General features: G+C 66.2%; 26 protein-coding genes. 14 read left to right on the top strand and 12 right to left on the bottom strand.

All coding sequences use genetic code 11. The features are described from left to right. Positions 1-102: 102 nt before the first annotated feature. A complete protein-coding gene (locus tag QMX79_RS04855; protein ID WP_282244949.1) occupies positions 103-1,245 on the top strand; it encodes a YncE family protein in 1,143 nt (380 codons plus the stop codon). 47 nt (positions 1,246-1,292) lie between these two features. Here the strand turns inward: QMX79_RS04855 and QMX79_RS04850 are convergent, their stop codons facing one another. The 3 genes from QMX79_RS04850 to QMX79_RS04840 form a co-directional block, all read right to left on the bottom strand. Beyond that, complete coding sequence (locus QMX79_RS04850; RefSeq protein WP_282244947.1) at positions 1,293-1,961, bottom strand: hypothetical protein; 669 nt, start codon at positions 1,959-1,961, stop codon at positions 1,293-1,295. Between the two features lie 74 nt (positions 1,962-2,035). Beyond that, positions 2,036-3,160 carry a hypothetical protein gene (locus tag QMX79_RS04845; RefSeq protein ID WP_282244945.1) on the bottom strand — a complete coding sequence of 375 codons (1,125 nt, stop codon included), beginning with the start codon at positions 3,158-3,160 and terminating at the stop codon, positions 2,036-2,038. 137 nt (positions 3,161-3,297) lie between these two features. Beyond that, complete coding sequence (locus QMX79_RS04840) at positions 3,298-4,287, bottom strand: MDR family oxidoreductase (RefSeq protein ID WP_282244943.1); 990 nt, start codon at positions 4,285-4,287, stop codon at positions 3,298-3,300. Between the two features lie 109 nt (positions 4,288-4,396). On the opposite strand from QMX79_RS04840, the gene QMX79_RS04835 reads away from it, so the two are divergent. The 4 genes from QMX79_RS04835 to QMX79_RS04820 all read left to right on the top strand — a co-directional run bounded on the left by QMX79_RS04835 (position 4,397) and on the right by QMX79_RS04820 (position 7,418). Continuing rightward, positions 4,397-4,768: a helix-turn-helix domain-containing protein gene (locus tag QMX79_RS04835; RefSeq protein WP_282244941.1), complete on the top strand. Its 372-nt coding sequence runs from the start codon at positions 4,397-4,399 to the stop codon at positions 4,766-4,768. Between the two features lie 134 nt (positions 4,769-4,902). Beyond that, entirely contained in the window at positions 4,903-5,520 is a 618-nt protein-coding gene (locus QMX79_RS04830; protein ID WP_282244939.1) for a hypothetical protein, read from the top strand. A 3-nt stretch (positions 5,521-5,523) separates the two neighbouring features. Beyond that, entirely contained in the window at positions 5,524-6,468 is a 945-nt protein-coding gene (locus QMX79_RS04825; protein WP_282244937.1) for an XVIPCD domain-containing protein, read from the top strand. Positions 6,469-6,605: 137 nt separating this feature from the next. Beyond that, positions 6,606-7,418: an alpha/beta hydrolase gene (locus QMX79_RS04820; RefSeq protein WP_282244935.1), complete on the top strand. Its 813-nt coding sequence runs from the start codon at positions 6,606-6,608 to the stop codon at positions 7,416-7,418. A gap of 279 nt (positions 7,419-7,697) precedes the next feature. On the opposite strand, the gene QMX79_RS04815 is transcribed toward QMX79_RS04820, so the two are convergent. From QMX79_RS04815 to QMX79_RS04805, 3 genes are all read right to left on the bottom strand, one after another. Further along, positions 7,698-8,627 carry a GAF domain-containing protein gene (locus QMX79_RS04815; RefSeq protein WP_282244933.1) on the bottom strand — a complete coding sequence of 310 codons (930 nt, stop codon included), beginning with the start codon at positions 8,625-8,627 and terminating at the stop codon, positions 7,698-7,700. Positions 8,628-8,742: 115 nt separating this feature from the next. Continuing rightward, positions 8,743-9,585, bottom strand: a complete 843-nt coding sequence (locus tag QMX79_RS04810; RefSeq protein WP_282244931.1) for an MnmC family methyltransferase — start codon at positions 9,583-9,585, stop codon at positions 8,743-8,745. Between the two features lie 4 nt (positions 9,586-9,589). After that, complete coding sequence (locus QMX79_RS04805) at positions 9,590-10,024, bottom strand: hypothetical protein (protein WP_282244929.1); 435 nt, start codon at positions 10,022-10,024, stop codon at positions 9,590-9,592. A gap of 151 nt (positions 10,025-10,175) precedes the next feature. Between QMX79_RS04805 and QMX79_RS04800 the strand changes: the two genes are divergently transcribed. After that, positions 10,176-10,997, top strand: a complete 822-nt coding sequence (locus tag QMX79_RS04800) for a hypothetical protein (protein ID WP_282244927.1) — start codon at positions 10,176-10,178, stop codon at positions 10,995-10,997. A gap of 97 nt (positions 10,998-11,094) precedes the next feature. Further along, positions 11,095-11,580, top strand: a complete 486-nt coding sequence (locus QMX79_RS04795) for a transposase (protein ID WP_282244925.1) — start codon at positions 11,095-11,097, stop codon at positions 11,578-11,580. Between the two features lie 342 nt (positions 11,581-11,922). Here the strand turns inward: QMX79_RS04795 and QMX79_RS04790 are convergent, their stop codons facing one another. After that, positions 11,923-12,348: a hypothetical protein gene (locus QMX79_RS04790; RefSeq protein ID WP_282244923.1), complete on the bottom strand. Its 426-nt coding sequence runs from the start codon at positions 12,346-12,348 to the stop codon at positions 11,923-11,925. Positions 12,349-12,459: 111 nt separating this feature from the next. Between QMX79_RS04790 and QMX79_RS04785 the strand changes: the two genes are divergently transcribed. Continuing rightward, positions 12,460-12,795, top strand: coding sequence for a hypothetical protein (locus QMX79_RS04785; protein ID WP_282244921.1), 336 nt, complete (start codon positions 12,460-12,462; stop codon positions 12,793-12,795). A gap of 53 nt (positions 12,796-12,848) precedes the next feature. On the opposite strand, the gene QMX79_RS04780 is transcribed toward QMX79_RS04785, so the two are convergent. Continuing rightward, positions 12,849-13,220 (bottom strand): MerC family mercury resistance protein, encoded by a 372-nt coding sequence (locus QMX79_RS04780; RefSeq protein ID WP_282244919.1) that lies wholly within the window; start codon positions 13,218-13,220, stop codon positions 12,849-12,851. Positions 13,221-13,289: 69 nt separating this feature from the next. Here QMX79_RS04780 and QMX79_RS04775 point away from each other — a divergent pair, with 69 nt between their 5' ends. Next, positions 13,290-14,621, top strand: a complete 1,332-nt coding sequence (locus QMX79_RS04775) for a GTP-binding protein (RefSeq protein WP_282244917.1) — start codon at positions 13,290-13,292, stop codon at positions 14,619-14,621. A gap of 9 nt (positions 14,622-14,630) precedes the next feature. On the opposite strand, the gene QMX79_RS04770 is transcribed toward QMX79_RS04775, so the two are convergent. Together QMX79_RS04770 and QMX79_RS04765 are read right to left on the bottom strand one after the other, a co-directional pair. Further along, positions 14,631-16,241, bottom strand: coding sequence for an ABC-F family ATP-binding cassette domain-containing protein (locus tag QMX79_RS04770; RefSeq protein ID WP_282244915.1), 1,611 nt, complete (start codon positions 16,239-16,241; stop codon positions 14,631-14,633). Positions 16,242-16,380: 139 nt separating this feature from the next. Continuing rightward, entirely contained in the window at positions 16,381-17,982 is a 1,602-nt protein-coding gene (locus QMX79_RS04765; protein WP_282244914.1) for an EAL domain-containing protein, read from the bottom strand. 233 nt (positions 17,983-18,215) lie between these two features. Between QMX79_RS04765 and cycA the strand changes: the two genes are divergently transcribed. Both cycA and QMX79_RS04755 read left to right on the top strand, forming a co-directional pair. Beyond that, the gene (gene cycA / locus QMX79_RS04760; RefSeq protein WP_282244913.1) at positions 18,216-19,589 is read left to right on the top strand and encodes a D-serine/D-alanine/glycine transporter; all 1,374 of its coding nucleotides are present in this window, start codon (positions 18,216-18,218) and stop codon (positions 19,587-19,589) included. An 80-nt stretch (positions 19,590-19,669) separates the two neighbouring features. After that, positions 19,670-20,443: a lytic transglycosylase domain-containing protein gene (locus QMX79_RS04755; RefSeq protein ID WP_282244911.1), complete on the top strand. Its 774-nt coding sequence runs from the start codon at positions 19,670-19,672 to the stop codon at positions 20,441-20,443. 15 nt (positions 20,444-20,458) lie between these two features. Here QMX79_RS04755 and QMX79_RS04750 read toward each other — a convergent pair whose 3' ends face one another. Next, positions 20,459-21,976 (bottom strand): hypothetical protein, encoded by a 1,518-nt coding sequence (locus tag QMX79_RS04750; protein WP_282244909.1) that lies wholly within the window; start codon positions 21,974-21,976, stop codon positions 20,459-20,461. Between the two features lie 143 nt (positions 21,977-22,119). Here QMX79_RS04750 and QMX79_RS04745 point away from each other — a divergent pair, with 143 nt between their 5' ends. Then, the gene (locus tag QMX79_RS04745; protein ID WP_282244907.1) at positions 22,120-24,204 is read left to right on the top strand and encodes an NHL repeat-containing protein; all 2,085 of its coding nucleotides are present in this window, start codon (positions 22,120-22,122) and stop codon (positions 24,202-24,204) included. A gap of 121 nt (positions 24,205-24,325) precedes the next feature. Here the strand turns inward: QMX79_RS04745 and QMX79_RS04740 are convergent, their stop codons facing one another. Further along, positions 24,326-24,700: a YciI family protein gene (locus tag QMX79_RS04740; RefSeq protein ID WP_282244905.1), complete on the bottom strand. Its 375-nt coding sequence runs from the start codon at positions 24,698-24,700 to the stop codon at positions 24,326-24,328. A 212-nt stretch (positions 24,701-24,912) separates the two neighbouring features. On the opposite strand from QMX79_RS04740, the gene QMX79_RS04735 reads away from it, so the two are divergent. After that, positions 24,913-25,332: a YciI family protein gene (locus QMX79_RS04735; RefSeq protein ID WP_184124501.1), complete on the top strand. Its 420-nt coding sequence runs from the start codon at positions 24,913-24,915 to the stop codon at positions 25,330-25,332. Positions 25,333-25,362: 30 nt separating this feature from the next. Beyond that, positions 25,363-25,788: a VOC family protein gene (locus QMX79_RS04730; protein ID WP_282244898.1), complete on the top strand. Its 426-nt coding sequence runs from the start codon at positions 25,363-25,365 to the stop codon at positions 25,786-25,788. The last annotated feature ends 95 nt before the right edge of the window (positions 25,789-25,883 follow it).

The following is a 25,883-nucleotide window of genomic DNA, read 5'->3' as shown; positions in this document are numbered from 1 at the left end:
GGCCAGCCAGCCTTCCCACGTCATTCGACCGTGTGGTTGGCCGCTCCTCCCAGCGGCCACGCGAGCCAGGATCCTTCCTATGCCTCTCACAAGGACGCTCGCATGCACCCTCGTTCCCTGTTCCGTTCGGCCGCCCTGGCGCTGGCCGTCAGCCTGACCCTTGGCGCGCCGTCTGCCTTTGCCGCTGAAAAGGCCGCCACCACCGCCGCCGCTTCCTCCGTGCAGCGCGCCGCCGTTGCCCAAGGCCTGTACGAACTGGCCTTCAGCCCCACCCAGAACGCGCTGTTCGTGGCCTCCTCCGGCGGCTTCGGCGATGCCGCCGGCCCGGCCCAGGTGCTGCGCCTGAACCCGGATTCGCTCGCGGTGGAAGCCAGGATCCCGCTGGAGCGCAAAGCCTTCGGCGTGGTGCTCGATGACGCCCACAACCGCCTGTACGTGGGCAACACCGTGGATACCTCGGTGACCGTGGTCGACACCGCCTCCAACAAGGCCGTGGGCATCGTGCAGCTGATGGAGAAGAAGGTCGGCAAGGATGGCAAGGCCGGCTACACCCACGACCTGCGCGAGCTGGTGGTGGATTCCCCGAACAACCGCCTGTATGTCACCGGCCACTCCGGCGAAGGCAGCGTGCTGTTCGTGGTGGATACCCAGTCGCTGAAGCTGATCAACACCATTCCGGGCTTGGGCAACGCCAAGGCACCGGGCCTGACCCTGGATGCGGCCAACAAGCGCGTGCTCACCTCCAACCTGCTGGGGGAAGTGGTCACGGTGGGCACTGAGAGCGGCAAGGTGGAAAACCGCTTCGCCATCAGCGCCGAGCAGCCGATGAACCTGGTACTGGACCCGAGCGGCAAGCGCCTGTTCGTGACCGACCAGGGCCTGGAGATGATCCGCAAGTACCAGGCCAGCAGCATTCCGGGCTTCGTCTCCAAGCACCCGGGCCAGCGCGTGCTGGTGCTGGACCCCGCCACCGGCAAGGAACTGGCCAGCATCGCCACCGACGCCGGCCCGCTGGGCCTGTTGCTGGATGCACCGCGCAAGCGCCTGTACGTGACCAACCGCGAAGCGGGCACGGTGACGGCGTATGACAGCGGGAGCTACAAGAAGGTAGGCACCTATGACGTGCCGACCCACCCGAACAGCCTGGCGCTGGATGCGAAGAAGAACGTCCTGTACGTGACCATCAAGAATGGCGACAAGGACGAGAAGGGGAGTGAGGAGTCTGTGGCGCGGATTGCGCTGTAAGGTCGCTGTGTCAGGGCCGCCCGACCTGGGTGGGGCGGCCCTTCCCTTCACACGTAGTACGCAGCACTCACCAGCTGGAGCATGCTATCCACGTTGGCGTTCCGTCCGAATCGGCGGACATCGATCTGCTCCGTCCGCGCTTCGGCCACGAACCGGGCAATGTCACCGGCGATGCGTGAGGTGACTTGGAACCGGCTATGGGGCGCGAGTATCTGGCTGAGCGCGAGGACATCCATAAGGTGCTTTCGGATGCTTCTGCTGTCGACTGCGACACCGCTGTTCCTGCGATCACGCATTTCCAGCCAGGCGGCTGCCTTCAGGGCAATCAGACAGGCTTCGCCAATGTAAGGCATGCCCATCAGATCGCGGCGCTCGGCCAGGATGAAGTTGTAGTAATCCGTATCCAGAAGAATCGCGGAGAGACTTTCAACGCCCTCTGCACACGGTATTGGCGTGAGATGGGTAGTGCTGGCCAGAGGGGCCGTAAGCGATGGCTCTCGACTGAAGAGCTCAATCATCGCTGGGAACTCAGGGTTGGTCGGCGTCTGGAAGCGATAGCAGTTGCGCTGCCCACCGGGGCTGACCTGCCGCAGGAGGTACCCGCCTTCATCAACAAACTGCCAGAGCAACTCAACAAAAGAAGCATCAATTGCTTCAACCACCAGCACGATATCCAGATCTTTCGTGACGCGCGGATCCATATCCGCCTGGCTCATTACGGCATGCAGCGCGCAGCCACCAATCAGGACGTACTTGTCGCTATGTGCAGCGAACCTGTCGCGGAACAGTGCTAGTCCTTTAACCTCTCCCACGTGTTGTTCTCCAGTTCCTCCAGCGAGATCTGCACGCGCTCGTCGACCTCGCCCCTCAGGCTCAAGACCAGGGACAACGGGTCTACGCTGGGGGCGTCTCCCCACGGCAACGGGCGGTAGCTCCAGACCTGCAGCTTGAACGTGCCTGCATCGGCCTCGGGGATGATGGTGAACTCCGCCTCAATTTCGCGCCAATCGTTTTGTCCAATCGCGTACACGCTTTCCGATGGATGAACCAATAGCGTGAGCCCGGCGAGCGCCGTTTCGCCCGCAGTTTTGAGAAGTGCTGTAGGGCCAACAGCATGGAGCTGCTTGGCCACTGGCGTTCGCATGAGCGGCTTTGCCCGTTCCCATGTTGATTGGTATGTGTCGGTGAGGGTGAGAACCGACGCCGAACCTGCTCGTTCGATGGTGACCAGCCCAGCGGCTTCCAGCTCGCGATTGGCCCGGCTCGCTGTCATGGGCGAGTACCCCAGCTGCCGGGCGAGGGTGCGCGTAGACGTGCTGACCTCACCGCTGAGCAGCAGGCTTATCAACATTGCCTGCGTCGCGTGCGCCAGGACCAGAACCTCGGAAGGCGGCGCGGAAGCGGATACGCCTTCGGCCAGGCTCAGAGCCAGGCTGGGTGCGAAAAGTTGCCGGCCCGGAACCACGAACTCGACGCGTTCGCCAAGGAGTCTGCTGCGCTCGTAAGTGCTGAGCTGGGGTGCTACATACAGCACTCTGCACCCCGCGATACCCCGCAGCCTTGCGAGCATCTTGCGGAGTGTCTGCTGGGGAGTGACCTCTCTGCTTGCCGCGAGGATGACGGGGTGCCCGTGCACGTGCAGCTGGGCTAGATCGAAGGCATCCAGCAGAAAATAGGGGAGGGCTGGATGCTTCCAAGGCAATACCTCGGAGACCTCACCTGGAAGCAGTTCCGAGAGATAGAGATGGGTACTCAGCAGCGAGGTGTGCATCTTTGCACCGGAGTGTAACGCAGAAATCAACTGTAACATCGAGCATGTTACGGTGCAAAAGTGCGGTACATTCTCGTAAAGTTCAGCATTATCAAATAGATAGAGTGTTCGCGCTGAGGCGCGCGTGGCTTCGTTCTGGATCATGCCGTGATCGGGTGATGCACCGATCCGTGCAGTCGACTGGGGTGCGACCCTACCAGAGGGTCGGGCGCCTGGTGTCGGCGCCCGACGGTGCTTGCGCTGAAGCGCTGCGTTGCGTCTTCGGTCTTACCGCGCGGTGCTCAGGCGTTTACATCCACCAACAACCGGCCGCGCACCTTGCCTTCCAGGAATGCCGGGAAGATATCCAGCACGTCTTTCAGGCCAATCACTTCCACGGTGCTGTCGAGCTTGCCCAGATCAAGGTCGGTCGCCAACCGCGTCCAGGCTTCTTCGCGCACGTTGTGCGGCGCCTGCACCGAATCGATACCGGCCAAGGTCACGTTGCGCAGGATGAAGGGCAGCACGGAGGTGGTCAGGTCATCGCCCTGCGCCAGTCCGGCCGCTGCCACCACGCCGCGATACTTGGTCTGCGCCAGCGCATTCGCCAGCGTGTGGCTGCCAGCTACATCCACCACGCCCGCCCAGCGCTCGGCATCCAGCCCACGCGTGCGCGGGGCGGCGAGCGTGGCGCGGTCGATGAGCTCGGCGGCGCCGAGGTCCTTCAGGTACTGCGCGTGCTCCGGGCGGCCGGTGGAGGCCACCACGCGGTAGCCCAGCTTCGAGAGGATCGCCAGGGCGATCGAGCCCACGCCGCCGTTGGCGCCGGTTACCAGGATGTCGCCATGCTCGGGCTTCACCCCGCCGTGCTCCAGCGCCAGCACGCACAGCATGGCGGTGTAGCCGGCGGTGCCGATGGCCATGGCGTCTTTGCTGCTGATGCTGTCGGGCAACTTCACCAGCCACTGGCCGGGCACGCGCGCGCGCTGGGCCAGGCCGCCGTGGTGAGTCTGGCTCAGGCCGTAGCCGTTGAGCACCACGCGCTCGCCTGCGCGGAAACCGGCGTGGCTGGATTCGACCACGGTGCCGGCCAGGTCGATGCCGGGAATCATCGGGAAGCTGCGAATGATCGGCGAGCGGTTGGTCATCGCCAGCGAGTCTTTGTAGTTCAGCGTGGAGTAGTCCACCTGCACCAGCACATCGCCGTCGTGCAGGTCCGCTTCGTCAAAGCTCACCAGCGTGGTGGATACCTGGCCATCGTCTTTGCTGGCCAGCAGGGCATTGAATTTCATGGGCGTGCATCACCTTCGGGGGACATGAGCTGCATGCTATGGTCGTGCCGTGGATGTCACAAGAACTATGCTTTTCCATAGGTACTACGGTTTTCAGGAGTATCCCGTAATGGCACGGCGCGTATATGGCAAAACCGGCTGCAGCGTAGAGGCTACGCTTTCGGTCATGGGCGGCACGTGGAAGCCGGTGATCCTGTTCTATCTGGTGTCCGGCACCAAGCGCTTCATGGAGCTGACCCGGCTGATTCCCAACGCCACCCAATCGATGCTGACCAGCCAGCTCCGGGAGCTGGAGGCCGATGGCGTGGTGGTGAGGCATGTGTACCCGGAGGTACCGCCGAAGGTGGAGTACCGGCTGTCGGAGCTGGGGCAGACGCTGGTGCCGGTGTTGCTGGCGATGCGGGATTGGGGGACGGCGTATAAGAAGAAGAATCGGGAGCAGGCCGCGAAGAGGGGCGACGGCGACGCGACTGAACTGTGACGTGGCTCAAGCTGTGAGTAGGGCTTTTCCTATTCTTCAGCGTGCTCAGGTGCTCCAGACTGCCTAGGCGATAGGATTGCACGTATCCGAAAGAGGCGTAGTCAATGAAGCAAAGGACCAGAACTTCGATTCTGTTGAGCGCGCTGACCATGCTCGTCGTGGCCGGCGTCACGGGCTGCGGGCAAAGCACGGAGAACGCACAGCCCACTCAGAGGGTCACCAAGGAGAACCCTGCGATGCGTAGTGAAGTCCCGCTCATCAGGTCAGTCGCACTGGATAAAGCCGGTGAGATCGTCAATCTCGAGTTCGAGCTTCCTCCTCCGATTGAGAACGCATCGTCCACGCTGCTGTTGGGGCTTCGCGTAGTAACGCCCGATACTGAAGCCGGCCTCAAGCGATCCAGTGAGATCATCCGCTCGCACCTGTCAGCCCGGGTACGCCTTTTGCGCATCGAGCAGGACTCAATAAGCCAGATCCCGCTCTTCCGTAACACACCAGACCTGCAGGACCGGGTTGCGATAGGCGCTGATGGTGCAGTGCCAGGGGTTACTTCCTCCGATGTCGAGAGATCGCAGTTGGAGAACGCAGGATTGTTCGACGACGCGCTTTTCCATGACGTTCTGATGTTCGCAGGAACTCAGGATGCAACGCCTGGACACTACCGGTTGACCATACAGCTGGACCAGGATCATCCCGGGCTTGGCCCAGAACCGGTAGAGCTTCTCATCGCCTACATGGGAAGGGGTAAGTAAGATATGGGCAAGGAAGCGCCTTACACGGTAACCATTTATGTCGCTGCTCCCGGAACGCCGCTGAAGAGCGGCGGAACCTCGGCGGCCGGGCACATGTACCTTGCTGTTGCGCATGATGGTGAGACGCGCAGCTTTGGATTCGCGCCCGCCAGGCACGGCGCAAGCAGCGGGCCCGGCGCCGTCACAGGGCGGGATGTGGATGAGTACCAGAACCCGTTCTACTCACGAACGATGGAGATCAGCAAAGAGCAGTACGACAAGATCCTCACGTACGGAGCCAATGCCGCCAAGCATGGGTTCAACATGGAGTACAACGGCTTCTCAAACAGCTGTATCGACTTCACCTGGGGTTCGCTCAACCATGCCGGCATCCACCGGCAAACCAAATCCGGGCAGGACCAGTCCTTCGAAGGTGCGCTCAAGCCACTTGATAACAAGCGCGAGATCAAGAGCATCCCAGAGCAGATTCCGGGCAGCAAGCTCAACACCGAGCATGAAAACCCGATGCCAAAGCGGTCGCTGCTGCAGCGCATGATCTCCGAGAATGATTCGTACGAGGGCATCAGGGGCGACCCCATGCTGTCCCAGATCCGTGAGAAGGTGGCGGAACTGGACGCCGCCAATGGCCGCACCTTCGACCCCACCAGTGAGCGTGTCAGCGCAAGCCTGTATGTGCTCGCCAAGGAGAATGGGCTGTCGCGCGTGGATCACGTGATGCTCAGTGAGCGCACCCCGAACGCGACGGCAGCGGAAAACATCTTCGTGGTGCAGGGCGAGCGCACCGACCCGGGGCATCTGCGTGCTTCCATGCCAACTGCTCTGGCGGCGCAAACGCCGGTGGAAGCCTCGTTGGAACGCGGCGAACAGCTGGCCCAACAGCAGCTGGTGACACAGAACGAGCAGGCACAGTCCCAGCAGCGTGAGGTCAGCGCCCGCCAAATGGGCTAAGAGCCCTGGTCGCGGCGCGTGGAGAGCGGGTCTGGTGCGCGTGCATGCCACGTCATGGTGCCGGCGGATTCGTTCACGGGAGTGGGCTGGCGGGTTGTCTATCGTCAAGGTTCATTTCCAAACACGAAGGCTCCCCCATGACTGCACCCCGCGTTCGCCTGCACGTTGAAGATTCCGGTGGTACCGGCCGCCCTGTTGTACTCATCCATGGCTGGCCGTTGTCGGCCGAATCGTGGGAGGCGCAGGTGCCTGTGCTGAAGGCCGCTGGTTATCGGGTAGTTGCCTACGATCGCCGCGGCTTTGGGCGTTCGGACAAGCCTGCGGATGGGTATGAGTACGACACGCTGGCTGATGATCTTGCCGGTGTGATCAACGACCTGGACCTGCGCGATGTCACGCTGGTGGGGTTCTCGATGGGCGGTGGTGAAGTGGCGCGCTACATCACGCGGCATGGCGAGGAGCGGCTGCACAGCGTGGTGTTTGCTGCGGCGGTGCCGCCGTACCTGCTGCAGACGCCTGACAACCCCGAGGGGCCGCTCACGCAGTCGAAGGCCGATCAGATGCGGCGGGATCTGGAGAGCGACCGGGATTCTTTCTTTGATGGGTTCACTACGGGCTTCTTCAGCGCCAAGGGTGTGCTGAAGGTCAGCGAGAAGCAGCGGCAGGAAGCGATCGCGTTGTGCAAGCAGTCGGATCAGACCGCTGCGCTGGGGTGCATGAAGGCGTTTGGTACTACCGATTTCCGTGAGGATCTGAAGAAGGTGACTGTACCTACGCTGGTGCTGCATGGTGACAGCGACGGGACCGTGCCGTTTGAGGGTTCGGGCAAGCGTACGCATGCTGCCATTGCCGGTAGTTCGGTGGTGGTGCTTGAGGATGCGCCGCATGGGTGCAATGCGAGTCATCCGGAGCAGTTCAACGCGGCGTTGGTGGAATTTCTGGGCCGATAAGTGAGAAAGAGCACTACGCCGCCTTGGAAGAAGCCCAGTCCCAAGAAGGCCGGGAAAGGGCAGCCGCTGTCCGCTTCGCAGAAGGATGCGGCGCGGCAGCGGGCTGAGGAGAATGGGCGCGCTTATCCGAATCTGGTGGATAACATGTGGGCGGCGAAGCTGCCTCGGGGGGATTGAGCTGGGTCGGCCCGTTCAGCCACGCAGGGCGTGGCTCTACGAGGGTGATCGGCCCACGAACCGTAGGTGATTGGTCCGAAGGTGGTGGATGCCCTGCGTTACTCAGCGCAGGGCGTCTTTTGCGGCGCTCAGGGCCTGGTCGGCACGCAGGAATACGGCGGTGTTGGATTCGGCGGTGGTGGTTGATGCTGCGCCGCGCAGCAGGGTGGCGCCTGCGTTCTCCTGGAGATTGCGGGCTACCTGATCGAACCTTGCCAGCGTGTCGCTGGGCTCACTGCTGCCCAGCACGGCAATGAATTCGCCGCTGCCGGTGACGCGGTTGATGCTGTCGCCGCGCGCTGTGTCCAGGCATTGCTCCAGCGCCTGGTCCAGCTGCTGCAGCTGGCGCTCCAGGGTGCGCTCGCCGAGGCGCTGGGCCAGTTCGGACAGGTTCTGCAGTTCCAGGATGACCACGGTGTAGGCGCCGGCGGCGTCGGGGGCGATGGCTGCCTCTTCTGCGATGCCGTGGTCGAGGATGGCCGCCACCTGCTGCTCGCGTTCGCGGCTGCGCCCTTCCATCAGGTTCATGGTCAGGCGGGCCAGGGCCTGCAGGGCTTCACGCTGGGTCGGATTGAGCTCGCGCGGGTTGAGGTCCACCACGCACACGCTGCCTACTGCGGCGCCGCTTTCAGTAACGAGTGGCATGCCGGCATAGAAGCGGGCGCCGATGTCCTTCAGCACGGGGTTGTCGGCGAAGCGCGCGTCCTGCGAGAGGTCGCCTACTTCCATCAGCTGGGTAGGCTGGCGAATGGCGTGGTCGCAGACGGCAACGTTGCGTTCGGTCTGGATGCCTTCCAGCCCGGTGCGGGCCTTGAACCACTGGCGGTCGCGGTCGATCAGGGTCACCAGCGCCATCGGGGTGCCGCAGACAGCGGCGGCGACTTTGACGATGTCGTCGTAGGCGGGTTCGGGAAGGCTGCCTACGATGTGGAGTGCATCAAGGGCGCGCTGGCGCTCGGTTTCGTCGACAGTGGCAAAGGGGCTTGGAGTCATGCAGCTACCTGAAAGACGTGGACATGGCCCAAGCCTAGGTCAGCCGCAGAGCGTTCAGGTTAAGCCTGGGTAGAGAGCCGCCTGCCGATTCATGTGGGCGTGCGGTTGGTGCAGTTCAACGCTTGACCGCGAGCACGCCATCCAGCGCCAGCTCGGCCTTGAAGCCGGCCTTCTCCAGCCGCTTGGCTACCTCACGCGGCACGTCGCGGCCACTGGTGAGCTTGTTGGGCGCGCCGGTGTAATGGAACATGCGCCCGCCCTTGCGGATCACCCGCGCGAGCTGGTCGTAGAACACCTGCGAGTACAGCTCGCCGGCGATGCCGAAGCGCGGCGGGTCATGCAGGATGGCATCCACCGAACTGCTTTCCAGTGCCTCGATCGCCTGCGATACATCGCCCTGGGTGAGTGACAGCCGGCCGCCGCTGCTGGGCGCATCCGGGTCGGGCGACCACGGGTTGAGCGTGCGCAGCCACAGCACATCCGGATTCTTCTCGAACGACTGGATGCGGGTCACCCCGGCTTCCAGGCAGCAGGCGGCGAAGTAGCCCAGCCCGCCGCAGGTATCGAGCACCGTCTTGCCAGCCGGTGCCACCAGCGCCACCTTGCGGCGCGCATCTTCAAAGGGCGACACCTGCGCGCTGGGCAGCATCTTGATGCCGTCGATCTCGAAGGTGGGCGCGTCCCACTCGGTGGGCACCAGCTTGATCAGCGCCGAGCCGAACCGGGAAACCGCCAGGAATTCCTCGCCATCCCAGTAGTACAGGGTGCGGTCCTTGGTCTTGCCCGGGTAGGCATAGGTTTCGCCCTTCCACTGCCAGCTTTCCGCGCCCAGCGTGGCCGTGCCGGTGGAGCGTGCCAGATCCAGCGAGCCGGTCCACTCGGGAGCACCTGCATCGCGGGCGCGGACCAGGGCTTCGGCGAGGGGGCGGGTGAGCAGGGGGCCGGTGTAATGGGTCACGGGATCAGGGCGGACCGCGCTGTGGGGCAGCCGGCCGACGGGCAGGAAGGGGTGGGCATCGTAACCGAGATGGCCGCCGGGCTGGTTCACGCAGGGGCGCCGGTGGATGTTCCGTGCTGCGGCCGCAGCTCCAGCCACCGTAGGTGCCGGGGCCGCTGAAGGTCGAGTCTTCGGGGGACATATGGTGGAACCAGCAGTAGGTGGCGTGGTAGATCCGCGTGGCGCGGGACTGGCGCGCGTACTGGTAGGTGAAGGAGCCGTCCTCGTTGGGAATCAAGACCTGCTCCACGGGGGCCTTGCCGCCGCTGAAGTCGTCCCACAGCGCGGTACGGATGATGATGTGGGTGCCGTCGTCCGAGAATCCGGGGCGGTCGTGGTAGCCGGGTGGGAACGGCTCGGAACGGGTGCTGGCAAGCAGGAACAGAAGCACGGAGAACATGGAAGGGGCTGCGCGATGGGCCGAGGTGAGGGCACTTTGTCCCGGTCTATCGGACCGTCGCCGTGCACTGCGTCGCAGAGCCGGAACTGGAGCGATTGAGAGGCTCAATACTGTGCGGCGCGTCGCCTGTGGACGGGTCTAGAATGACAGCATGCCTATATTCCACCGCGTCGTTCTGCGCTTCCTTGGCTGCGTACCTGCCGTGCTGCTGGTGGCGTGCGCCGTGCCGGGCAGTGGGCCGCCACCGGCCGCGATAGACAACGTGCGCTCGGTGGAGATCCACTACCAGTACAGCGGCTGGAGCCATACAGACGAAGTCCACCGGCTGCAGCGCAGTGGCGGCCAACGCGCGTTTACCCGTACCTCGAAGGTGGAAACCGCCAAGGGCGTTGAAACCACGCAGGCCACGGTGCCGGCGCAGCGGGTGGGAGAACTGGTGTGGGCGCTGTCGGCACCACCCTGGCCGCGCGAGCGGGCAGTGCAGGTAGTGGCACGCAGGGTGCCGGCGGCGTGGATGATGGAGAACGCGTTGATCTCCGCACGCGGTAACGTGCCCGGCTGTGACACGGAAGAGGAGATCCGCAACCGCATGTTTTCGCATCTGGGTGGCGCTGCGTTGCGTACCCAGTTGGATGCTTACTACGAAGGGATGCCGTGGACCGACGATTACCCCGAGATGCGGGTGGTGATCTCGTTCCGCAACGCGCCTGACCGGGTGATCTCGTCGAAATCGCAGGCGCTGCTCATGCTGCCATGGACGCTGGGTGAGCTGCCTGTGCCGGGACCCGCGAACGCGGGCCCGCACAGTTGGTCGGTGCCTGTCAGTGACGCGTTGCGCCGGCTCCTGCCGACCACCTCGCAGGCTGCCCAGCGGTTGGCGATGGACGCCGACATCCATCTTGCGTCGAGGGTGGCTGCTGCGGCGGAGCAGCAGTGTGTGAAGGAGCTGGGTGGCGCGCGCGCTGCGCCCTGAGCATGCCCCAGCCTGACGACTGGTCAGGTGTCACGCCGACACGGCTGCACGCACTGACCTGATCGTTCGTGCTCGCGCAGATTTGCACACTGCGCGCATGGCTACTGAACACCTCTCCTGGGAACCCGGCAGCGCGTACTTCTTCAGCGCGCATCTTCGTGATCGCTACAGCCGCCTGCTGGTGGAGCACGCGCAGGTACTGCGGCTTGCATTCCGGGTAGCGCAGCAGGCGCGGCCGTTCCGGATCAATGCCATCGTGGTGCTGCCCGATCATCTGCACGGGGTGTGGACTTTGCCGGATGGGGACGAAGGCGGCCACCGGCGATGGCTGCAGATCCAGGCGGTGTTCGACCGCCAGCTGCCGGGCCATCCACCCCGCGCGATGGTGCGCCGTGACCGCACGGTTCGTCCGCTCTGGCACACCGACTTCCGCGAACGTCGTCTGCTCGACGCTGAGGACGTGCAGCGCCACATCGCCTACGTGCATAGCTATCCCGTGCAGCACGGGTTCGTGCGCGAGGCCTGCGAGTGGCCCTACAGCTCCATCCACCGCCGCTGCGCCAGGGAGGGCGGGCCATGCTGAAGTACGGGCGGGTCGTGCCGCGCGGCGTGCGCTGGATGGTGGGCGGCCGACTCGGATGGCTGGCGCGTCCTGTGCGCGGGGATTCGCGCCGCCGTATGCCGCTACCGGGTGTGGCCCTGCAGCGAGGGCGGACGTGGCGTTGGGCGGTTGCGCCGGTGCAGGCAGGCTCCACTGCCTGCGCGGGCCGGCCGTACAGGGGAGCGGGAGCACGGCGGCACATGCGCCGCTACGTGCGGACGTCACACCGGGGTTTGGTGCGGTGGGGATCCGCACCGACGAGGAAACCCCGGCGGCAACTGCATATCCGCGGTTCGCCGCAGGGCGGCGCCTTGGGTGAGGCGCTCAGGGGCAGGTCACCTGGAACACCGGGCCGGCACCGATCAGGACCAGCGCCATGTAGTCGCTGTCCTTGTCCTTGCCCTTGAGGGTGGCGCCGGGATTGAAGTGGAAAATACCGAAGCCGCCCGTGGGGCGCACCAGCGCCTTGTCGATCTGGTCGGCGTCATCCTTGAAGAAGCGGGCGATATCGGCGCGCGAGGAGAGTTGCAGCGGCGTGGTGTCGCGCTGCCATTGCTCGTCGCGGTTGAAGGAGACGAAGTACTGCCCCTGCTGCTGTTCGATGCGGAATTCGGCCGGCTTGCGGGGGTGGGTGGCGAAGCAGCCCAGCAGCGGGTCGGAAGAGAACACACCGGCGGTGTTGTCACGGTCTCGGCAGGCTGAGAGCAGCAACAGGCTGGGCAGCAGAAGCAGGAACGGCGATGTGCGCATGGCGGATCCCCCCCAGGGACAGGTTCACGGTCATCGTGAGCCTTTGCCTGCGCAGGCGGTGTGTACGCGCTGCGTTGGGTGTACGGTTGGGGAGACCTACGGAGCAAGTAAATGTCACAACCCACTTCCCAGCCGCTGCACAACCGTGTCGATTCCCCTGGTGCAGGCCAACGGTGGCCGCTGCTTGGCACCGCCAGCTGGCTGGTGGCGCCCGCGATCCTCGCGGCGGCCTATGCGGTAGCGCAGGCATCACCGGAGATGGGGCGGCTGCTGGTCGGAAGCGCCGGGGTGGCGGTGGGTGTGCTGGCGTCGTCGGTACTGGGCCTGCTGCTGACCATCGGCTCGCGCGTACGCCGCGAGCGCTGGCCATGGGTGGGCATTGTGGGCGCGGTCATCAGCGCGCTGCCGCTGTCGTTGTTCCTGGCAGGAATGCTGCTGCGCCTTTAACTCCGTAGAGCCACGCCCTGCGTGGCTCTACGCGGTTGTGGGGCCACGCGAGTTCAATGACGGTGGCGGCGCCAGGCATTCCATATGTGGGTGCTGGCCAGGAGCAGGCTGCCCGCTACCGTCATGGGGGTCTCGGCGTCGTGGCTCGGCCACCCTGCTGCGCCCGCCAGAAGCAAAAGCAGACCGGCGGTTGCACTGATGATCGCCACGGCCGGCAGCGGTTGCTGGCAGTGGGCGCGCCATAGCGCGAAGCCGGTGGTCGGGGCGGCGATGGCCACGAACACGATGTGTACCCACTCCGCTTCGGCCCACACCGCCATCAGCGGCAGGGCGGCGGCGAGCAGCGGCAGGGCCAGGCAGTGCAGCAGGCACAGGCTGGAAAGGGCGATGGCGCCGGCGTCGAGCAGGGCGTTGGTGGTCTTCATGGGGGAAGGGGTCTGGAACGATGGATGTTATATAGTAACATTTAAGTCCACTTCCAAGCTTTCGCCACCATGACTGCCTCTGCCACCTCTTTCGACTCCCGCCTGCCGGTCACGGTGCTGTCCGGCTTCCTTGGCGCGGGCAAGACCACCCTGCTCAACCAGCTGCTGCGCAACCGCGAGGGGCTGCGGGTGGCGGTGATCGTCAACGACATGAGCGAGATCAACATCGATGCGCAGCTGGTGCGCGACGGCGGGGCGGCCCTGAGCCGCACCGAGGAAACCCTGGTGGAGTTCAGCAATGGCTGCATCTGCTGCACGCTGCGCGATGACCTGCTGCAGGAGGTGAAGCGGCTGGCGTCCGAAGGGCGCTACGACTACCTGCTGATCGAATCGACCGGCATCGCCGAGCCGATGCCGGTGGCAGCTACGTTCTCGGTGCGCGATGACGCCGGGTTCTGCCTCAACGACATCGCGCGGCTGGATACGCTGGTGACGGTGGTGGATGGGCAGAACTTCCTGCGGGACTTCAGCAGCAACGCGCTGCTGGCCGACCACGGGCAGCAGGCCGGGGCGGACGACACGCGCGGGGTGGTGGACCTGCTGGCCGAGCAGATCGAGTTCGCCAACGTGATCGTGGTGAGCAGGGCCGATGTGGTGGACGATGACCTGCTGCAGCAGACGCTGGCGGTGCTGCGCGCGATGAACCGCGATGCGCGGCTGCTGCTGTCGCGCAACGGTGATGTCCCGGCGCATGAGCTGCTGGACACGCGCCGCTTTGATTTCGTGCGCGCGCAGCTGGCGCCAGGCTGGATGCAGGCGCTGCGGGGCGAGCACGCGCCGGAAACCGAGGAGTACGGCATTACCAGCTTCGTGTATCGCGCGCGCCGGCCGTTCCATCCGCAGCGCTTCGCGCGCCTGCTGGAGCACGGGTTGGGCAGCGTGATCCGCAGCAAGGGCTTCTTCTGGCTGGCCAACCGCATGGACTGGGTGGGTGAGCTGTCCAGCGTTGGCGCGGCCACGCGCACCCAGGCGGCAGGGTTCTGGTACGCGGCGCGCGAGCGGGTGGAGGCCGGGTTGGAAGACACGGTGCCGCTGTTGCCGCCGCCGCGTGTGCCGTACACCGATGTGGGCTGGGTGCGGCAGCAGGCCGGGTGCTGGACCGCGCCGTTGCCCGGCGTGCATGAGGTCGCCGATGCCGGCGAATACCAGGCGATGCGCCGGATGTGGCACCCGTGGTGGGGCGATCGCCGCCAGGAGCTGGCGGTGATCGGGGTGGGGATGGATGAGCACGCGGTGCGTGCGGAGTTGGATGCGTGCCTGTTGGATGACGGCGAGATGCAGGCCGGGCCGATGTTGTGGCAGCTGTTGCCGGATGCATTTCCTGCCTGGGCGCGCACTTGATGTACGCGACTACAACAGCTTCAACTGCCAACCCTCCTCGCTGGCATCCAGCTGATGGGTCAGCTGCACCGCATCCAGCAGGGCCTGGTCGTGCGAGACGATCACCACGCTGCCGCGATACTGGTTGAGCATCTGCTCCAGTGCGGCCAGCGAGGCCAGGTCCAGGTGGTTGCCGGGCTCGTCGAGCAGCAGTAGCTGCGGCGGCACTTCCGCGTAGAGCACCGCAGCCAGCGCGGCCTTGACCCGCTCGCCGCCACTCAGCGTGCCCAGCGGACGCAGGCTGCGCTCGGCATCCAGGCCGAGCAAGGCCAGCTGGGTGCGCAGGGTGCCCTCGCTGGCCATCGGGTTCGCGCGCTGCAACAGCTGCAGTGCCGAATCCTGCGCGGGTAGCGAGGACAGGGTCTGGTCGAGCAGGGCCGTGGTGGCCGCGCGCTTGACCTCGCCACGGAGCGGCTGCAGTTCACCGGCCAGCACCCGCAGCAGGGTGGACTTGCCACTGCCGTTGCGGCCACGCACGCCGATGCGGTCGCCGCGCTGGAGGTGCAGGGTGATGTCCTGCCAGGGCGCCTCGACCCACGGCAGCTGCACGTTGGTGAGCGTGGCGACCTGTTGTGGACCGGGCGCCGCCAGGCTGGGCCCGAGCATCGCGATCTGGGCGGCCTCCTCCACAGCCGCTGCCGCCTCCCGTACACGGCTGTCGGCCGCTGCACGCCGTTCAAGCTGCTGCGCCTGCAGCCGGCCGGCGCTGTTTTCGGCGCGGTTCTTCATGCCCCCAAGCAGGATCGGCGCCTGGTTCGCGGTGCGGGCATCGCGCTGCGCGCGTGATTGGCGGTGTTCCTGCCGCTCGCGCTGTTCGCGTAGTGCGGCCTGCTCCTGCCGGCGTTCGCGCCTGCGCAGGGCCAGCTCTGCTTCGGCATTGGCCAGCTCGGCCTGCTTCTGCCCGGCATACAGGTCGTAGTTGCCGCCGTAGCTGCGCAGCCCGCTGGGGGTGAGCTCGACAATGCGCTGCATCTCGCGCAGCAGTGCGCGGTCGTGGCTGATGACGATCAGACCGCCGCGCCATTGCGCCAGCGCATCGATCAGCCGCGTTCGATGTGCGCTGTCGAGGTGGTTGCTGGGCTCGTCCAGCACCAAGGCATCCGCGTCGGAGAGCAGGGCACCGGCCAGCGCCACCTGCATGGCTTGGCCGCCGCTGAGGGTGGCGGCTGGCTGCGCGGGATCCAGCTCGGGCAGGCCGAGCCGCTGCCATTGCGCCTGCAACTGCTCGCGCAGGGTCCAGCGTTCGGCTACCAGGGCGAAGTCGTGCGGGTCCACGCTGCCGGCTTCGATCCGGTCCAGCGCATCCAGTACCGGGGCGACGCCGGCCAGGTCGACGATGCGGCCGGGCAGCACGCCACTGTGCTGGGCCAACAGGTGTACCTGGCCTTGCCGTTGGATGTGCCCACTGCTGGGCTGCAACTGCCCGGCCAGCAGGCGGCCGAGCACGCTCTTGCCCACGCCATTGCGACCGACCAGGCCAGTGGGAGTGGTATCGAACGAAGCAGAAAGCTCAGGGAAGAGCACCCGGCCATCGGGCAGGATGAACGTCACGCGGTCGAGCGTGAGGGTGAATGCGGTCATGCGACCTCCAGCAATGCCAAGGACTCCCCCTGCGAACAGGGCGGGAAGGAGACTGGCCGTCAAACGACGGCGGCATTACTGGCGCATGCAGGCACACCTCATTACGGGGACGGCTGGATGCCGCGTGTGCATTATATGGCTACTCGGTGATCGAATTGGGGTTCTGCATGTCCTCCGGCGCCTTCCCATACTGCGTGCGCCGCTGCTCATGGAAGGTAATGAACTCCGGGGCCGGCAGCGGGCGCGAGAACAGCCAGCCCTGCCCGAACTCCACCTGCCGCGACTGCAGGTAGGCGAGCTGGGCGGAAGTTTCGATGCCCTCGGCCACGGTGAACAGCCCCAGCGTCTTGGCCATGTCGATGATGTGCGAGGTGACCGGGCTGGTGACGCTGTGGGTGCCGATGGAATCAATGAACGACTTGTCGATCTTCAATGCATCCAGCGGCAGCTGCTGCAGGTACTGCAGGCTGGAGTAGCCGACGCCGAAATCGTCGATGGCCACGCAGTGCCCGGCACGCCGCGCGGCAGCAAGAGACGTACGTGCGCCCTGGATATCGAGGAAGCCCCGTTCGGTGGCTTCCAGCCAGATCTGCTGCGGGTGGATGCCGCTGCCGACCAGCTTGCCCGACAGCACCTTCAGCGCCCGCCCGCTGCTGACATCGCCGGCGGAGAGGTTGATGGCGATATGCGCGCTGCGGTCGTGGATGAGAAGCTCGCGCATGTCGCTGATCACCAGATCCATGACGTGGTCGGTGAGCGCTTCGATCAGGCCGGTTTCCTCGGCGACCGGAATGAACAGATCCGGCCGTACCTGGGTGCCGTCGGCGCGCGACCAGCGCACCAGCGCTTCGGCACCCACGCAGATGCCGGTGTCCAGTTCGATGATGGGCTGGTAGTCCATGCGGAACTCGCGGCGGCGCACCGCGCTGGACAGTTCGTTGCGCAGCGACAGCCGCCGGCGCGAGAGCCAGATGCCAGCGACGGTGGCCAGCACCGCGCCCACTACGGCCAGCGGCACCAGCTGCCAGAACTGCTGCTGGAAGGCGGCCATCAGCCCGACGCGGGGAGCGATGGCGATGGCCAGCCATTCCTGGTCCTGTGCGCTGGCAAACAGCGTGCGCGGGGTATGCCCGTTGTGCGGCTCGCGCAGCAGCCGCTGCAGCAGTTCCGGGTCGGCCATCGATTGCTGGGCAATCAGGCGGCCATCGGGGGTGGCCACCGCCAGCCGCACGTTGGGTTCGGCGATGACATCCACGAACCGGGAGGGGTCCATCAGGATGTCGTGGCGGCCCAGCTGCAGCGAGAGCAGCGAGGCTGCGCCATCGCCGGCCACCGGGCGCACGCCCAAGGTGATGGAGGCGCCGTCGGCGGTGATGTGGTCCGGGGTGGGTTCGGGCACCAGGTCGTCGACCATGCCCCAGGAGGTGCAGCGCAGCCGGCCTTCCTCGAAGTAGCCCACCTGTTCGGCCGAGGTGGTGCCCAGCGCCAGGCTGCGCATCAGTTTGAGGTGCTCGGGCGAGCAGCCGGGCAGCTGCGCCTGGTTGAGCTTGCGCAGGGCCAGCAGGCCGGCCTCGTAGGCGCGGTGGGCGCGCTGCAGGGTGCGTTCGGCGGTGCGCTCGAGGCGGTCGGTCTCGGCGACCTGGGCGCGGCTCCAGCTGATGTAGACCAGCGCGGCCACAGGCAGGATGGCCCCGAGGAGGGCGGCAAGCGCGATGGCGGCGATGGTGCTGGCGCGCTTCAAGCGGACCTCTCTGCCCGTCGGGGCCTGGATTGAGCCCTATATGACCATCTGGAACGCTCGTTTGGAACAGGGCTTCACGTAGATTCCTGTCGGTATTTCCCCAGTGTCGGCATCAGGTCGCATGGGGAAGGTGAAGCCGTCAGCCCGGGCAACCATGACTGACGCCTATCGGCAGTAGTCAAACCTGCGGCTGTCTTCTATGGTCGGCACTTCGTCCCTGCCCGGCCCCGCCCATGTCCGACCCCGCCGCCCCGCCCGAACATCTTCGGCGCAGCCTGTCCAATCGCCACCTGCAGCTGATCGCCATCGGCGGCGCCATCGGCACCGGGTTGTTCATGGGGTCGGGCAAGACCATCAGCCTGGCCGGGCCGTCGATCGTGCTGGTGTACCTGATCATCGGCGCGATGCTGTTCTTCGTGATGCGCGCGATGGGCGAGCTGCTGCTGTCCAACCTGGAGTACAAGTCGTTCATCGATTTCTCCACCGACCTGCTCGGCCCCTGGGCCGGCTTCTTCTGCGGGTGGACGTACTGGTTCTGCTGGATCATCACCGCGATCGCCGATGTGATCGCCATTGCCGCCTACGCGCAGTTCTGGTTCCCGGACCTGGCGCCGTGGATACCGGCGGTGATGTGCGTGGTGCTGCTGATGAGCCTGAACCTGGTGACGGTGAAGCTGTTCGGCGAAATGGAATTCTGGTTCGCCCTCATCAAGATCATCGCGATCTGCGCGCTGATCATCACCGGCCTGGGCCTGGTGGCGTGGGGCTTCAAGGCGCCGTCGGGGCACGTGGCCTCGCTGGCCAACCTGTGGAACGACGGCGGGGTGTTCCCGATGGGGCTGGCCGGGTTCTTCGCCGGTTTCCAGATCGCGGTGTTCGCCTTCGTCGGCATCGAGCTGGTGGGCACCACGGCCGCTGAAACGGCCGACCCGGAGCGCAACCTGCCCAAGGCGATCAACTCCATTCCGATCCGCATCATCGTGTTCTACGTACTGGCGCTGGTGGCGATCATGGCGGTCACGCCCTGGCGCGACGTGGTGCCGGGCAAGAGCCCGTTCGTGGAGCTGTTCGTGCTGGCCGGCATTCCGGCGGCGGCGAGCCTGATCAACTTCGTGGTGCTTACCTCCGCTACGTCGTCGGCCAACAGCGGCATCTTCTCCACCAGCCGCATGGTCTACGGGTTGGCTGAGGAAGGGCATGCGCCGGGCCTGTTCAAGCGGCTGTCGCGTGCGGCGGTGCCGGCACGCGGGCTGCTGTTCTCCTGCATCTGCCTGCTGCTGGGCGCGATGCTGATCTACCTGATCCCGAACCTGGTCACGGCCTTCACCTTGGTCACCACGCTGGCGGCGGTGTTGTTCATGTTCGTGTGGTCGCTGATCCTGTGTTCGTACATCGTGTACCGCCGCAAGCGGCCGCAGCTGCACGTGGCGTCGAAATTCAAGATGCCGGGCGGCATCTTCATGTGCGGGGTGTGCCTGGTGTTCTTCGCGTGCGTGCTGGTGCTGCTGACCCTGCAGCCCGATACCCTGCAGGCGCTGGCGATCAGCCCGCTGTGGTTCCTGCTGCTGGGCGTGGGCTACGCGATACGCAAGGCCACCGCCCGATAGGGCTTCACCTGCAGTTCGCACCGCCAGCCGGATGATCGCGCCACCCCTCGATCTGGCCGCCCCCGGGCGGCCCCGGAGCCATGAAGCCCCTGCTGCCTGCCGTGCTGGCCCTGTTGCCGCTGCTGTTGCCCGGCACGGCGGCCGCGCGCACGGTGTACCGCTGCGTGCAGAACAACACGGTGAGCTTGGCCACGGCGCCGGAGCCGGGCTCGAAGTGCAAGGCGCAGCAGATCGACGACAACGCGGTGCAGGCACCGAACCTGTGGGGCAACATGGGGGTGTTCAGCGGCACCCTGTATGAGCGCGAGCAGGATGGGCAACTGGTGTATTCCACCCGCAACCTGCCCGGTTCGCGGGTGTTCCTGAAGTTCACGGTGGCCACGCCGCCGGGCGAACCGGCGCACGAAGGGCTGGGCAAGGTCGGCGCGCCGCAGCTCAACCGGCATGCGAAACAGTTCAAGGCGGCCGCACGTGCCACGGGCGTGGACGATGCCTGGCTGCGCGCGATTGCCCATGCCGAAAGTGGCTTCGATGCCGGCGCGGTGTCGCCCAAGGGCGCGCAGGGGGTGATGCAGCTGATGCCCGATACCGCCACCGAGCTGGGCGTGTCCGATCCCTTGTCCGCCGAGCAGTCGATCAACGGCGGCGCGCGGTACCTGAAGGCGCTGCTGGCGCGCTACAAGGGCGACCGCACGCTGGCGGCAGCCGCCTACAACGCAGGCATCGGTGCGGTGACCCGCTACAAGGGCGTGCCGCCGTATGCCGAAACGCTGGCCTACGTGGAGAAGGTGGGCACGCTGTACGCACGCTACCGCGAGGCGATGGGGTTCAAGGCGGAAACCCCGGCGCGATAGCCGGGGGAACCCACATCACTCGTTATAGAGCGGGTAGCTGTCGACCCGGCCGACACGGCGTACCGCCTTCTTTACATCGGCACGCTGCGCAAACTGTTCCCAGCGTGCGTTGGACTCGATATCACCCGGCAACGTCGGCGACATGCGGGTGTCCTGTAGCTCCAGCAGCGCGGTACCGCGTTCCATCGGGTCGTCCAGGCGTGCGGTCAGTGCCACCACCGCTTCGTCCAGGCGGTTGTCGGCCACCAGCCCGGCCATGTAGTGGGCGGCGTCCGCTTCCCGCGCAGCGAACAACGCATCGCGTGCTTCCTGCGCAGCGGCGTCATCCTTGAGCTGCAGCGCGGCCAGCAGTTGCACCAGCTGCCGTGCACCTTCGCCCAGCGCGTTGAGGTGCTCCAGGTCCCTGACCTGCTGGCGGGCCATCGATGGGCGGTGCAGGCCGATGTACAGCACGGCCAGGCCAAGCGGCTGGTTGGCCAGGCCGCTCTGCGAAGTCATGCGCACGGCCAGCTGCTGGGTCTCCACGGCTTCATCGATCTGGCCCAGCTGGTGCTGCGCACGCGAGCGCAGGTCCAGCAGCCAGCCGATCGATTCCACCTCTTCCGGCGCGGGCACGGTGGTGGCGTTGGGTGCGAAGTCGGCCAGCCATTGGGTCATGCCGATCACTTCCTGCGGCTTGCCGGCCACCAGCAGCGCGTAGGCCAGCTCCACGGCCACCTCATCCAGCGCCGGCGCCAGCATGCTCTGCACGCGCAGGCGGTCGATATGCCGTTGCGCCGATGCCACCGGATCGAAGCGGGGGTCGGTGCGCGGCAGGTAGCGGTCGAAGCGCTTGTCGCTGCGCAGGGTGATCAGCGCCAGCGGCTGGTCGATCCGCTCCAGCGTGGCACGCACCTTGTCGCGCTGCCCGGCTTCAACCTGCAGCGTGGCCAGGGTGACCCACAGTGCGGCCGGATCGATGTCGTCGTTCTTCCAGTTGCGGTCGAACAGCGCCTGCAGCAGGTCCAGCCGGGTCGCTGGGGTGTCCTTCAGGAGCAGGTCCAGCTGCCAGACCATGTCCTTGTGCAGGTCCGGCACGCCATCGGTATCGCCGATCGCGCGGATGATGTTGCGCGCCGAAGCTTCCACTTCATTGTCGACCAGCTGGCCGCTGGCCAGCAGGAAGCGTGCGGTGGCGTTGCCCGGATGGATCGACAGCGCGGTGTCCAGGCGCTGCGCGGCCAGCGCGTCCTGCCGTTGCAGCCCGGCCACCCTTGCCGCGGCCAGCCACACGTCACTGCGCTGCGCGTCGTCCAGCTGTGCGAGGCGTGGATCGGCGAGCAGGCGTTCGAACGCGAGTGACGCCCCCAGGCTGTCGCCGCGGTCGCTTTGTTCGCCGGCCGCCGCCACGTCGGCCAGGAAGCCAGCGTCAGCGGCAGGCGCGGTGCTGGCAGCTGCATCCACGGTGTCATGCGCGGCCGCGTGCGCGCGGGCGACGGGCGTGGCGAACAGCGAGAGCAACAGGGCGAGGGCGGTGCCGGTACGGCAGGTCATGCGGTGCGTCCTTGCGTGGCGTAAGCCTCGATTGAAACCGGAACGCGGCATCCACACAAGTCGATGCGGACGCACGCAGGGTTTGCAGGCATGCGGCGAGCGGCTAAGGTCGTGTCCCGAACTGGCAGCAGGCAAGGACAGCGATGACGCGCGGACGATGGGTAATGGTGGCGCTGGTGGGCGTTGCGGTGGCAGCGGCACTGGCGTGGACCTTCGTACGCGAGCCGGCCGCACCGGCACCGCCGCCGGGCCCGGTGGCCACGGTGCTGGGCTGGACGCCGCAGGTCAGCCTGCTGGCCGGTGACGGCGTGGGCGGGCTGCGCGATGGCGCGGCGGCGCAGGCGCAGTTTGCCGATCCCTACGGCCTGGCGCTGGATGCGCACGGCGTGCTGTATGTGGCAGATGCGGGCGACAACAACCGCATCCGCCGGGTGTTTCCCGATGGGCGGGTGGACACGCTGGCCGGGCAGGGGGAGGGCTGGCGCGATGGCCCGGCGCTGCAGGCGCAGTTCAATACGCCGTCGGCCCTTGCGCTGGACGCGGCCGGCAACGTGTTCGTGGCTGACACCGGCAACCATGTGATCCGCCGGATCGGCACCGATGGTGTGGTCAGCACGATCGCCGGTGATGGCACCGCGGGTTACGCCGATGGCCCGGCCGCGCAGGCGCGCTTCGATGGGCCGATGGGCGTGGCGGTGGGCGCCGATGGCCGCGTGTTCGTGGCCGATACCTGGAACGACCGCATCCGCGTGATCGAGCCCGATGGCCAGGTGCGCACGCTGGCCGGCGGCGATGCACCGGGCAACGTGGACGGTGCAGGGGTGGGTGCGCGGCTGGATACACCGGTAGCGTTGGCGCTGGATTCGCATGGCAACCTGCTGATCGCCGACCTGCTCAACGGCGCGATCCGCCGGCTGGCGCCGAACGGCACCGTGGATACGCCGCTGGCCCGCGGCAGCCTGCTCAACGGGCCGCTGGCGCTGGCGGTGACCCACGATGACGTGGTGTACGTGAGCGATTTCGACGGCAAGGTGGTGCAGTTGTCGGCGCTGGGCCACGTGGTGGACCTTACCGGCGCGTCGGCGCAGCCGCGCTTCTCGCGGCCCAGTGGGCTGGCACTGGATGCCGAGGGCGGGCTGTATGTATCCGATGCGGCGTCGTACCGGGTGCATCGCCTGCGCGCGCTGGCTTCCGGCACCACGCCCGCGCCGGCATTGATTGGACCCGCCGCCGATGCCGCGCTGCCCGACACCGGCGGGCGCTGGCCGCTGGCCCCGCAGCTGGGCTGGCATGAGGTGGTGGGCACGCTGGGCGAGGTGCGCGGCAACTTCAGTGGCGAGAGCCGCCACCATCTGCACGATGGCTTCGATATCCGTGGCGACGTGGGACAGACGGTGCTGGCGATGACCGATGCCAAGGTCAGCAGCCCGTTCCCGAGCTGGTCGGTGGGCGGGCAGGCTGAAGGGCTGTCACTGGATCGGCTGCGCTACATCCATATGAAAGTGGGCCGCGATGCGCGTGACCGCGCGTTCGACGCGCGCTGGCCGCAGCTGCGGGACCTGGACGGCAAGCTGGAGCGGGTACGGGTGCGCCGGGGCACGCGCTTCAAGGCCGGTGAGCCGTTGGGCAGCATCAACCGCATGGCGCACGTGCATCTGAGCGTGGGCGCCGGTGGCTTCCAGCGTAACGCCGTGGCGCTGGGCTTCGTGGGCTATGCCGACAGTTTTGCGCCGCGCATTACCGAGGTGGCGGTGCTGGATGACCTGGACCAGCCGATCAAGGCCGGCGCGAACGGGCGCGTGCCGGTTCCGCGCACGGGGCCGGGCGTACAGATCGTGGTTGAGGCGTGGGACCAGGTGGACAACAACCTGCCACGGCGACGGTTGGGGGCGTACCAGGTGGGATACCAGATCCTGGATGCGGCTGGCACGCCGCTGGCCGGGTACGAGCAGCCGCGCTTCAACATCGTGTTCAACCGGATGCCGCGCGAGGACAGCGCCACGGTGGTGGCGTATGCGCCTGACAGCGGGATAACCGTGCACGGCAGCGCGGTGACCCGGTTCCGCTACCTGGTGACCAACACCGTGCGCGATGGGTTGGTGGAAGCCGGGCGCTGGCAGCCGGAGGCGTTGCCGGCGGGGGATTACATCATTCGCGGGAGTGCACGCGATTACAGCGGGAATGAGGCGGTAGGGGCGCGGGAGTTGAAGGTTACGGTGTTGCCGTGATTGTGAAGCAACAGCCCAGGTTGCATGGGGCGATGCGTTAAAGCGGTCGCGGAATGTGCGTGCAGTCGTTTGGGAACCGACCCCACCAGAGCGGCGCCGCCACGGTGCAGGGCGTCAGGCGTCAGGCGCCGACGCGGCGGCGCTCTGCTTCGAAGTCGGCTACCGGGCGGACTTCGATGCTGCCGTAACGGGACCACGGGAACGCCTGGGCGATGCGCAGGGCTTCGTCGTGGTCGCGGGCGTTGATGAGGTTGAAGCCAGCGAGCAGTTCGCGGGTTTCCGCGAAGGGGCCGTCGGTGATCCGGGCCTGTGATTGGCGCGTGCGCAGGGTACGGGCTTCGGCAACCGGCTCCAGCTGTTGCGAAGCGACCAGCGTGCCTTCGGCCTTGAGCTTGTCAGCGTGCTGGATGCAGCCGCGCATCATGGCGTCGTATTCCTCGGCGGGCACGTCCTGGATCAGGGCTTCGTCGATGTAGATCAGCAGCAGGAATTGCATGGCCGGCGCACCGCTGGACAGGGGACGCCCATGATGCCCCAGCCGGCGCTACGAGCCTGTTGCAGTGCAGCGCCGCCGGCCTGTTCAGGGCTGTGACCGTCACCTTCTTGCGGCATCGGAATATTTTTTGGCAGCCATGTCGATTTCCGTTCCACTGGGGCGTCGTAACCAGTGAAGGGCCCGCCAACCGGGCCGACAACGAGGACAAGCCGATGAAAGTCATGGTGATCGTGAAGGCGACCGAAGCCACCGAGGCCGGGGTACTGCCCACCGAGGCGCAGTTCCGGGACATGGGTGCCTTCAACGAGGAACTGGTGAAGGCCGGGATCATGCTGGCCGGTGATGGGCTGCGGCCCAGCAGTCATGGCCGCCGGGTCGCTTACACGGGTGCGGCACCGCAGGTGATCGACGGGCCGTTCGCCGAAACCCGCGAGCTGGTGGCCGGGTTCTGGCTGTGGCAGGTGCGCTCGGTGGACGAAGCCACCGAATGGCTCAAGCGCGCCCCGTTCCTGCCGGGCGACGTGGTGGAGATCCGCCCGTTCTATACCGAAGAAGATTTTGGCGAGGTTTTCACCCCGGAATTACGTGCGCAGGAACAGCGTCTGCGCGAGCAGATCGGCCAGGCCGACTGACCCACCCACCGTGCTTTTCAGGAGATTCCCATGAAACTGATTCCGTTCCTTGGCTTCAGCGGCCAGACCCACGAAGCCATGGCGTTCTATGCCCAGGTGCTGGGTGGCAAGGTCACCTCGGAAATGAAGTACAGCGACATGCCGCCCAGCGACAACATGGACGGCTGCGGCGACAACCCTGGCCCGGCCGATCCGAACCTGATCGCGCACAGCCAGCTGGAAGTGGGCAGCGCGATCCTGATGGCCGCCGATGGCCCGCCTTCTTCGGGCCAGGGCAGCACCACGATCAACATCGACGTGGAAACCGAAGAAGAGGCCGAGCGTGTGTTCAAGGCACTGTCCGAAGGCGGCAAGGTCACGTTCCCGATCGGCGAAACGTTCTGGGCCAAGCGCTGGGGCATGCTCGAAGACCGCTACGGCAAGCCGTGGATGGTCAACTGCATGAAGCCGTACTGATCCTGCCCCCAACCGGTAGCGGCGGGCCGGGGGCGGCCCCACCCCGACCCCAGAGAATCGCCCCCGCCAGACCCCGGCGCCCCCCCCAACAGGAG

The organism is Stenotrophomonas sp. PS02300 (assembly GCF_029959395.1).
Classification (GTDB): domain Bacteria; phylum Pseudomonadota; class Gammaproteobacteria; order Xanthomonadales; family Xanthomonadaceae; genus Stenotrophomonas; species Stenotrophomonas maltophilia_AD.
Note: the sequence above shows the minus strand (reverse complement) of the source record. Positions and strands in the feature narration are given on the sequence as shown.

What these genes read in the sequence shown, in the direction of transcription:
- QMX79_RS04735 (WP_184124501.1), top strand. Translation starts at nt 24,913, where the DNA reads ATGAAAGTCATGGTGATCGTGAAGGCGACCGAAGCCACCGAGGCCGGG.
- QMX79_RS04800 (WP_282244927.1), top strand. Translation starts at nt 10,176, where the DNA reads ATGCCTATATTCCACCGCGTCGTTCTGCGCTTCCTTGGCTGCGTACCT.
- QMX79_RS04745 (WP_282244907.1), top strand. Translation starts at nt 22,120, where the DNA reads ATGACGCGCGGACGATGGGTAATGGTGGCGCTGGTGGGCGTTGCGGTG.
- QMX79_RS04825 (WP_282244937.1), top strand. Translation starts at nt 5,524, where the DNA reads ATGGGCAAGGAAGCGCCTTACACGGTAACCATTTATGTCGCTGCTCCC.
- QMX79_RS04820 (WP_282244935.1), top strand. Translation starts at nt 6,606, where the DNA reads ATGACTGCACCCCGCGTTCGCCTGCACGTTGAAGATTCCGGTGGTACC.
- QMX79_RS04750 (WP_282244909.1), bottom strand. Translation starts at nt 21,976, where the DNA reads ATGACCTGCCGTACCGGCACCGCCCTCGCCCTGTTGCTCTCGCTGTTC.
- QMX79_RS04850 (WP_282244947.1), bottom strand. Translation starts at nt 1,961, where the DNA reads ATGAGCCAGGCGGATATGGATCCGCGCGTCACGAAAGATCTGGATATC.
- QMX79_RS04755 (WP_282244911.1), top strand. Translation starts at nt 19,670, where the DNA reads ATGAAGCCCCTGCTGCCTGCCGTGCTGGCCCTGTTGCCGCTGCTGTTG.
- cycA (WP_282244913.1), top strand. Translation starts at nt 18,216, where the DNA reads ATGTCCGACCCCGCCGCCCCGCCCGAACATCTTCGGCGCAGCCTGTCC.
- QMX79_RS04785 (WP_282244921.1), top strand. Translation starts at nt 12,460, where the DNA reads ATGTCACAACCCACTTCCCAGCCGCTGCACAACCGTGTCGATTCCCCT.
- QMX79_RS04835 (WP_282244941.1), top strand. Translation starts at nt 4,397, where the DNA reads ATGGCACGGCGCGTATATGGCAAAACCGGCTGCAGCGTAGAGGCTACG.
- QMX79_RS04805 (WP_282244929.1), bottom strand. Translation starts at nt 10,024, where the DNA reads ATGTTCTCCGTGCTTCTGTTCCTGCTTGCCAGCACCCGTTCCGAGCCG.
- QMX79_RS04855 (WP_282244949.1), top strand. Translation starts at nt 103, where the DNA reads ATGCACCCTCGTTCCCTGTTCCGTTCGGCCGCCCTGGCGCTGGCCGTC.
- QMX79_RS04840 (WP_282244943.1), bottom strand. Translation starts at nt 4,287, where the DNA reads ATGAAATTCAATGCCCTGCTGGCCAGCAAAGACGATGGCCAGGTATCC.
- QMX79_RS04790 (WP_282244923.1), bottom strand. Translation starts at nt 12,348, where the DNA reads ATGCGCACATCGCCGTTCCTGCTTCTGCTGCCCAGCCTGTTGCTGCTC.
- QMX79_RS04780 (WP_282244919.1), bottom strand. Translation starts at nt 13,220, where the DNA reads ATGAAGACCACCAACGCCCTGCTCGACGCCGGCGCCATCGCCCTTTCC.
- QMX79_RS04730 (WP_282244898.1), top strand. Translation starts at nt 25,363, where the DNA reads ATGAAACTGATTCCGTTCCTTGGCTTCAGCGGCCAGACCCACGAAGCC.
- QMX79_RS04775 (WP_282244917.1), top strand. Translation starts at nt 13,290, where the DNA reads ATGACTGCCTCTGCCACCTCTTTCGACTCCCGCCTGCCGGTCACGGTG.
- QMX79_RS04795 (WP_282244925.1), top strand. Translation starts at nt 11,095, where the DNA reads ATGGCTACTGAACACCTCTCCTGGGAACCCGGCAGCGCGTACTTCTTC.
- QMX79_RS04740 (WP_282244905.1), bottom strand. Translation starts at nt 24,700, where the DNA reads ATGCAATTCCTGCTGCTGATCTACATCGACGAAGCCCTGATCCAGGAC.
- QMX79_RS04770 (WP_282244915.1), bottom strand. Translation starts at nt 16,241, where the DNA reads ATGACCGCATTCACCCTCACGCTCGACCGCGTGACGTTCATCCTGCCC.
- QMX79_RS04845 (WP_282244945.1), bottom strand. Translation starts at nt 3,160, where the DNA reads ATGATCCAGAACGAAGCCACGCGCGCCTCAGCGCGAACACTCTATCTA.
- QMX79_RS04815 (WP_282244933.1), bottom strand. Translation starts at nt 8,627, where the DNA reads ATGACTCCAAGCCCCTTTGCCACTGTCGACGAAACCGAGCGCCAGCGC.